The organism is Bacillus sp. JJ1532 (assembly GCF_036965085.1).
Lineage (GTDB): Bacteria > Bacillota > Bacilli > Bacillales > Cytobacillaceae > Cytobacillus.
The window spans coordinates 1-7885 of record NZ_JBALOW010000102.1; the positions used below are offsets into that span (position 1 = coordinate 1).

7 protein-coding genes and 1 pseudogene are annotated in these 7885 nt (G+C 36.0%); 5 read left to right on the forward strand and 3 right to left on the reverse strand.

The window, feature by feature from the left end:
- Positions 1 to 331: 331 nt before the first annotated feature.
- Both V7122_RS23355 and V7122_RS23360 read right to left on the reverse strand, forming a co-directional pair.
- Positions 332 to 1303 carry a TIGR03943 family putative permease subunit gene (locus V7122_RS23355; RefSeq protein ID WP_335529548.1) on the reverse strand — a complete coding sequence of 324 codons (972 nt, stop codon included), beginning with the start codon at positions 1301 to 1303 and terminating at the stop codon, positions 332 to 334.
- Positions 1304 to 1315: 12 nt separating this feature from the next.
- Complete coding sequence (locus V7122_RS23360) at positions 1316 to 2311, reverse strand: permease (protein ID WP_335347485.1); 996 nt, start codon at positions 2309 to 2311, stop codon at positions 1316 to 1318.
- 447 nt (positions 2312 to 2758) lie between these two features.
- On the opposite strand from V7122_RS23360, the gene V7122_RS23365 reads away from it, so the two are divergent.
- The 5 genes and pseudogenes from V7122_RS23365 (at position 2759) to V7122_RS23385 (ending at position 6944) form a co-directional block, all read left to right on the forward strand.
- A complete protein-coding gene (locus V7122_RS23365; protein ID WP_335347486.1) occupies positions 2759 to 3946 on the forward strand; it encodes a GTP-binding protein in 1188 nt (395 codons plus the stop codon).
- A 91-nt stretch (positions 3947 to 4037) separates the two neighbouring features.
- Positions 4038 to 4187 carry a 50S ribosomal protein L33 gene (rpmG, locus tag V7122_RS23370; protein WP_335347487.1) on the forward strand — a complete coding sequence of 50 codons (150 nt, stop codon included), beginning with the start codon at positions 4038 to 4040 and terminating at the stop codon, positions 4185 to 4187.
- Positions 4188 to 4455: 268 nt separating this feature from the next.
- Positions 4456 to 4724, forward strand: a pseudogene (rpsN, locus tag V7122_RS23375) (30S ribosomal protein S14).
- Between the two features lie 146 nt (positions 4725 to 4870).
- Positions 4871 to 5227 carry a hypothetical protein gene (locus tag V7122_RS23380; RefSeq protein WP_335347489.1) on the forward strand — a complete coding sequence of 119 codons (357 nt, stop codon included), beginning with the start codon at positions 4871 to 4873 and terminating at the stop codon, positions 5225 to 5227.
- Between the two features lie 391 nt (positions 5228 to 5618).
- A complete protein-coding gene (locus V7122_RS23385) occupies positions 5619 to 6944 on the forward strand; it encodes a DUF5667 domain-containing protein (RefSeq protein ID WP_335529551.1) in 1326 nt (441 codons plus the stop codon).
- Positions 6945 to 7346: 402 nt separating this feature from the next.
- Here the strand turns inward: V7122_RS23385 and V7122_RS23390 are convergent.
- On the reverse strand, positions 7347 to 7885 hold a 539-nt coding region (locus tag V7122_RS23390), incomplete at its 5' end, for a hypothetical protein (RefSeq protein WP_335529556.1).

A 7885-nucleotide genomic window follows, 5' to 3' on the forward strand; every position in this document is an offset into this window, starting at 1 on the left:
CAACAATCGGGCGCGATTGCGGAGGAACGAAAGCCTAATTTCTTTACTAAAAACACTAAGAAATTAGGCTTTTTCTTCTCGTTGTAAATTTGCGGTTCTCTTAACTCTACCCCTAATTGGTCAATTTAAGGCATAAAAATGGTTTAAATCTAATATATAATAATCCCCAGTTTCTTTTGTTAGTTATACAACATTGCTTCGAGTAGACCACTTTCAATCGCGACCCACTCAAAGCAATGAAAACTGCAGTATTCTGAAGTCCTCTGCCAATAAGCCATCTTCTTAAGCTGATAATCACTGTGAAAACAGATTTATCAGCTAATCTGAATGATTATAAAATTCTGTTAATCGGATAAATATATGGCTCCTCAGGTTCAGTGACTTTTTTCCAATCGGTTATTTTTATGAAGGGAAGCTCCATTCCATTATAAGTTGTGATATCCAGGACTCCATTTACTTCTATCCAAGTATCTGTATCGATTGAAGAGGCTTCAGGAAGTTCTGTAAGAAATCCTACAATGCTTGCATCTGCCACACAGTGGGTAATTAAAAACCTGGCAATAACAAGCTGATCCTGTTCAAATCCATCCTCTTTATAAGCAAAACCAGTTAATTGAATGGGTTTTCCTTTATATTTATGGATGTCCTTATGAATATCTTCATAGTAGGTGGAAAATAAGGAATCTTCCATAATAACGCTTGGATTTTGGGCTAGCTTTTTCTTCAACAGTTCATAATCTTCTTCTGACATTTCTTCCTGGGCAGTTAAATTCTGATCCATTTCATGCTCTTCTAGTTGGGCTGGAACTGCAATGTTTTCATTTTCCGTAATATCATTTTGATCATCTTCGCTATTTTCATCAGGTTGATTAGATTCATTGCTTGTTTCATTTTTTTGCTGCTGTTTCTGATTCGCAATAATGGCCATGCCTCCCTTTTTATTAGCAATGGAAGCATCAAGGACCTTGGCGGGAAGCAAGAAGCCTGTTATTAAAGGAAAAACAATCACCACGTAAGAGAGTAGCTTCTTTGAATTAAAAGGTGTGTCACCGTGATCATGATGATGGCAGCAATCACTTTCTTCATGATGACAATTATGATGTTTGTGGTCCTTGGCTGTCCAAATTCTTGTCAGCTGGATAAGAAATAATACGAGAAATAGTATCGCTGCTGAAATACTTAAGCCTTCATACTTAGGATTAATATATTTCGTAATCTCTCCTGTAAAATGAAGCTTAAAAATTAAGATGGGAAAGCTTAATAAAATTAGAGCTCTAATAGCCTGCTGAGAATGAAAGTTCATAGATTTCTCCCCTTATAGAAAGCCTGACACTAATAGTAATGAAACAAAAACGATTGCAACAACGAAAGCTAGTACAGTCATAACAAATTTAAAACGAAAGACGCTTAGCATCATTAAAGTATTTTTTAAATCAATCATAGGTCCAAAAATCAAAAAGGCTAAAATAGAAGGCGTTGGAAAGATACTACTAAATGAAGCGCCAATAAATGCGTCCGCTTCAGAGCAAAGGGATAACACATAAGCGAGTCCCATCATAACGATTATGGATGAAACGGGCCCATTCCCGGCTTCTAGCAATGCTTTTGCTGGCATATAGGTTTGGACAAATGCCGCCAAAAATGCTCCCATTATTAAATATTTCGCCATATCAAAAAATTCATCAATTGAATGGGTAAGCATGGACCATAACCGCGTGATAAAATCCTCTTTCGGCTGTTTATGTATGTGAACAGTGGTGGTAGATGATTTGAATTGTGCTCCTTTGAAAAACAGGCTGACAGCAAAAGCAACCATGACAGCAATGATAAAACCTAGCCCCATACGCAATCCTGCAATCGTCATATTATTACCAAAAGCCATGTAAGTGGAAGCGATCACAATGGGATTAATAAGAGGACCTGTCAGCATAAAGCCCATAGCCGCATATATCGGCACCCCTTTGCCAACGAGTCTCCGTACAATCGGAACAATTCCGCACTCACAGGCGGGGAACAATGCGCCAACGACACAGCTCATGATTACTGCCAAGACTTTATTTTTAGGGATACATTTTCGAATATGATCTTCCGTTACGAAAATTTGGATAATCCCTGCAATAAGCACGCCAATTAAAACAAAGGGCAATGCTTCTATTAAGATACTAATGAAAATAGTATTCAGATTTAAGATTGATGGCGGAAGACTTATCGAGCCTTTAAAGTTTGAGCCAAATGAAAAAAGATAAAGGGCTAAGGCGATAATCAAAACTCCAGTAATCTCAATGATATGAGTGCGAATAATTCGGTTCATAATAATCTCCTTATTTTTTGTGTATATAATAATTTGTCGGTCAGCTTATTTGAACAAGCCTTGATGTACGAAGGAATCTCCAGCGCAGTGAAAATAGGCTGACCGACTTTTATATACCAAATCATTAAATCGTAACAATTACGCTTTATATTTTAAAGTAAATCTATGATCAAATAAACAAAAATATGAATTAAAAATATAAAATTGATTGGATGGAAAATTTGCTATATAAATTTTTTTATTAATAAATCTTGCATTGAAGAAAATTTTATAATATTATTTAAATCGTAATGATTACGCTTTGCGTAAAGGATTCTTTTTAACACAGTCAGTAGGGGGAGAGGTGTGTATTCCTCCTTCAAGAGCTTCAGTAAGTAATAAAGTATTGTGGATAGCAATATTGTTTAAATCGTAATGATTTTGATTTAAGAAAAAGAGGTGAACAAAATGGTTAATAAGATACCAGTTACTGTGTTAAGCGGATACTTAGGTGCGGGGAAGACAACATTGCTTAACCATGTATTATCGAATCGTGAGAATAAAAAAATTGCTGTCATTGTAAATGATATGAGTGAAGTGAATATCGATGCTTCCATGATCAAACAGGGGGGCTTCACCAGAACAGATGAGAAATTAGTCGAGCTTCAAAATGGTTGTATTTGCTGTACATTAAGGGAAGATTTAATCATTGAAGTTGAAAGGCTTGTACAAGGAGGAGATATTGATTACATCTTAATCGAATCTACCGGAATTTCAGAGCCTATTCCTGTTGCTCAAACATTTACATATGTAGATGAAAGTCTTGGAATAAACTTACCTGATTATTGCAAGCTTGACACAATGGTAACCGTTGTAGATGCGAATCGATTCTGGCATGATTTCGCATCAGGTGAAAGCTTGCTAGATCGGAAGGAAGCAATGGATGAATTCGATACTCGCGAAGTCGTTGATTTGTTAATTGATCAAATAGAGTTTGCCAATGTATTAATTTTGAACAAGATTGATTTAGTTGATAAAGAAAGTGTTCAGGAGTTAAAGGCTGTTCTTCAGAGGCTAAATCCAGATGCCAGGATCATTGAGAGCTCACATGGTCAAGTGGCACTAAATGAAATCTTGAATACTAATTTATTTGACTTTGAAGAAGCAAACCAAGGTGCAGGCTGGATAAAGGAATTAAATGAAGAGCATACTCCCGAAACAGAAGAGTATGGCATTTCATCCTTTGTCTATCGAAGGAAAAGACCCTTTCATCCGGAAAGATTTACGGAATGGCTGGAAGAGTGGCCAGAAGATATTGTTCGAGCAAAAGGCTTCTTATGGCTAGCTACTCGAAATGATATGACTGGGTTATTGTCACAAGCAGGACCATCAATCATTCTGCAAGGTGCGGGAGAATGGTTGGCTGCTTATCCGGAATTGGAAAGAGAACAGATTCTCAAAGATGAACCAGAACTGCTTGAAAAATGGGACGATCAGTTTGGAGACCGAATGATTGAACTTGTCTTCATTGGGGTGGACATGTCGCAATATGAAATTGAAGCTTCATTAGATAAGTGCTTGCTAACGGATGAGGAGATGCAACTGGACTGGAATGATCTAAAGGACCCACTTCCTCCATTTATAGCAGCACAATAGTCGTAAACTCGTCGTTTATCCGTCACTGTTGTACAACTATCCGCCAGATTTCAATAAATATCCGCTACTTCAAAATTGGGAGATGAAAACCATGAGAGTGAAAATCACATTAGCATGTACAGAAACAGGAGATCGTAATTATATTACGACCAAGAATAAAAGGAACAATCCAGACCGCATTGAGCTAATGAAATACTCCCCACGTTTAAAAAGATATACACTTCACCGTGAGACAAAATAATTTAACACGTCTATTTCTGCTAAATTTTTAATAAAGCCGATAAATCTAGGGTTTATCGGCTTTTGCTATTAAGTCAAAGCTAATTATGATTAGTTGCATTGCAACATTTTCCTTTAATAACTCCAAAACACTGACAAAGCCTTTGTTTGAAACAAGTTAATTTAGATAGTTGATAAAGTGTGTAAACATAGTCGTTTAACTTTGAAGAGTCTGATCTTAAAATCGTAATCATTATGATTATTAAAGAGAATTTAGGAGGCAAACATTAGTGGCAAAGAAATCCAAAGTTGCAAAAGAGATCAAAAGAAAAAAATGGTAGATAAATATGCGGATTTAAGAAGGGAACTAAAAGAAAAAGGGGATTATGCTGCATTAAGTAAGCTTCCTCGTGACTCAGCACCTTCTAGGCTTCATAACCGTTGCCAAGTTACTGGGAGGCCAAGAGGATACTTAAGAAAGTTTAAGATGTCTCGTATCGCTTTTCGTGAATTAGCACATAAGGGGCAGATCCCTGGAGTTAAAAAATCTAGCTGGTAAGCAGTGGAACGACAGGAACAACGTTAGTGTAGTGCTTACAAGTTCCTGTTTGATTTATGTTAAGAATGCCATTTGAAGATTTAGAAAGGCTAGCCGAACATGAATATAAATGATTTTGAACACTAAGGGAAAGATGGTCGTATGTAATGAATGAAAAAGTGATGGAGATTTTTGCGAGGGATATTGTGGCTTCTCTACCAAGAAGTAAAAGAAAGCTTTATCAATTTATTGAAGATATTGAAGATAGTTTAGCACAACAATCCGAAACGAAAGAGCAATTTTTAGCCCTTCTCAAAGAGCAATTACCCCACCTTCAAGCAGCTAATCGCTTTAATATGTCGTTGGATGAAATAGTTAAATTGATGCACGAAATTGAAGATGAAATAAACGAAAAACTAGAAAGCAAAATAAAAAATTATAAGTGGATTGACTACACAGAACAAGTACATGGTAATCAGGTTGAGACAATTAAGAACATACAGTATTTCCTTGTTTTATCATAGATAATGGATTATGTAGTATCTTTATTCAAGAATCGGGCGCGATTATAGAATAACTTTAAGATTTAAACAACTTTACTGTAATATTTTTTAGTGCAGTGAGATATCTACGACAAAAATTAAACAATTTTTTTAACCCCATGCTAATCAGCATGGGGTTATGCTGTTAGAGTTTTAAAATTGATTTAATTGCCAATTAACGATAATAAAAACGAGAAAACTTCTTAATATTTTTGTATTGCTGATTACTTTGTACTTAGGTTTTGTCTTGCTGTAAAATAATTCACATTCCAAATTTCGAAAAATTATATAAACTTTTTTCAGATTTACCGACACAAACCTGTCTGCTTTTGTCGAAGGGTGTAATGAAAATCAGATCAGGAGGAAACAGTCTATGAAAATTAAAAAATCACTAATAAGCGGTGCAGCAGCATCAGCACTACTTCTTTCTTCTTTAGGAACAAGCGCTGCATATGCAAATGAGGATACAGTTGAACCAACCACACCAGATACGGAAGAAGTAGTTGGAGTTGATGTAAACGATGAAGCGACAGCGGTAGAAGAAAATTTAGCTGATGAAGAAGCTACTGCAGAAGATGAGGCTTCAGAAGAAGTGACTACGGATGAGGAAGTTGCAACAGATGAAGAGGTAACTGAAGAAAATTCTGCTACTGAAGAAGAAGCAGATGACACAGAAACAACAGAAGAAACGGTTCAAGAGCAAGAAGAGGCACCAGCTTTGGTTCCTGGAGATTTCTTTTACTTTGTAAAAATTATGATGGAAAAAGTAAGACTTGCTGTCACATTTGATGATTACAAGAAAGCTCGTCTTTTAGCTGATTTTGCTGCTGAGCGTATTGCTGAAGTAAATGCATTGCTTGCAGAGGGAAAAACTGATGAGGCAACAGCACTTTTAGAAGAGGCAATCGCTATTCAAAAGGAAGCTACTGACAGTTTAGCAGAATCAGAAGAAATTGCTGGTGAAGATACAGAAGCGACAGAGGAAGCTGCTGAAGTAACTGAAGTAACTGAAGATCAGGCAGCTGAAAACACTGAAGCGACAGCAGAAACAACGGAAGGCGAAGAAGTTGCAGCAGAAGATGAAGCGACAGAAGATGAAGTAGAAGCGAAACTTGCTCAAAACATTGATGCATTAGCTGCAGCATTATCACATGTTAAAAACCCTACAGCTCAATTAGCATTAATGAAAAATATTCAAAAGTCTTTTGCGAAATTAGACAAGAAGCTTGCAAAGCTTGAAGCAAAAGCAGCAAAATTCGCAGTTGAAACTACTGATGATGAAAAAGTTGTTGAGGAAGAAGCAGCAGTAGATACTGAAACTGCAACAACAGAAGAAACCCCAGTAGAAGAAGCAACAAAGGAAACAGTAGTTGAGGAAGTCGTAACTGAAGAAACAGTAGTAGAAGAAGTAACAGAGGAAACAGCCGTAGAAGAACCAGTAACAGACGAACAAGCTGAGACTGAAGTTGCAGAAGAAACTAAAGAAACTACTGTTGTTGCTCCAGGATTAGCTAAGAAAGAAGAAGCAAAGGCTAAGGCTGCAGAAAAGCGTGCTGAAGGTCAGGCAACAGGTCTTGCTAAAAAGCAAGAAGCTAAAGAAAAGCAAGTTGATAAACAACAAAAAGCAAATGAAAAGAAACAAAACGGCCAAAATAAAGGCGCTGAGAATAAGAAAGACAATGGTAAAGGGAACGAATAATACATTTCATAAGCCTAGTACTACGAGTACTAGGTTTTTTTTCTATTAGTTTAGGCAGCAGATCTTGTGCTTAAACCATATTGTAAATGGCAACGAATAATATCCGGTAACAGCCGTTAATTTACTTTTTAAAATTAGATAGACTGAGTTCAGTACTTTAAATATGGAACTACTATAACCTTATTAAATTCCATAGATCCTATAAACATTCCTAATCAATTACATTTGATTACTCCAATTCAAGAAAAGGGCGCAATTCTGCAGCAAGAATTGCGCTCTTTCTTTATGTTAAGGGCCAGATTGTGGAGTAGCACTTATTAAACTTTGTTGCGCGAAAAAGGACAGTGGCAAGTCCCACGGGCATTATTCCATTTCAATTATTAGATTCTTAAATTGCATAATTTACATCATTTGATTGGCGATATTGAATAACACATTTGGATAATTATCATCATTAGGTAAACCAAAAATATGAATATGATATTCAATATCATCTATTTGAAAATAAAGATTTGATGGCGAGTATTTGCCAACAACACCATTTTTTAATTTCACTTCATCATAATATTTGGGTTGGGGTGGGGATATATTGAAATTGTATACTATGATTTTCAAAATTATCGGATGATCCGGATTCTCTTCTTTCGAATAAGCACGAAAAGTGACCAATAACTTTTTTCCGTCATTTTCTAAATCCTCTATAATAGCAGGTTTAAAACCATCGGTTTCAAAAGGTATCGTCTTGGGTAATTTTATTATAAATGGCAGTGCTTCTATGCCATCTTTTACAGATGGTGCTTCATATTTGATGTATGTTTCATTCCCCTGTTCATCCCAAGCAGTATTTATTACTTTTAATTTAGATGGGTCAAAAATTATTTCTTTATAGCCTTTGCAACCAAAAAGAAGTAATAAAAGGAGAACTGAAATAAATATCAATT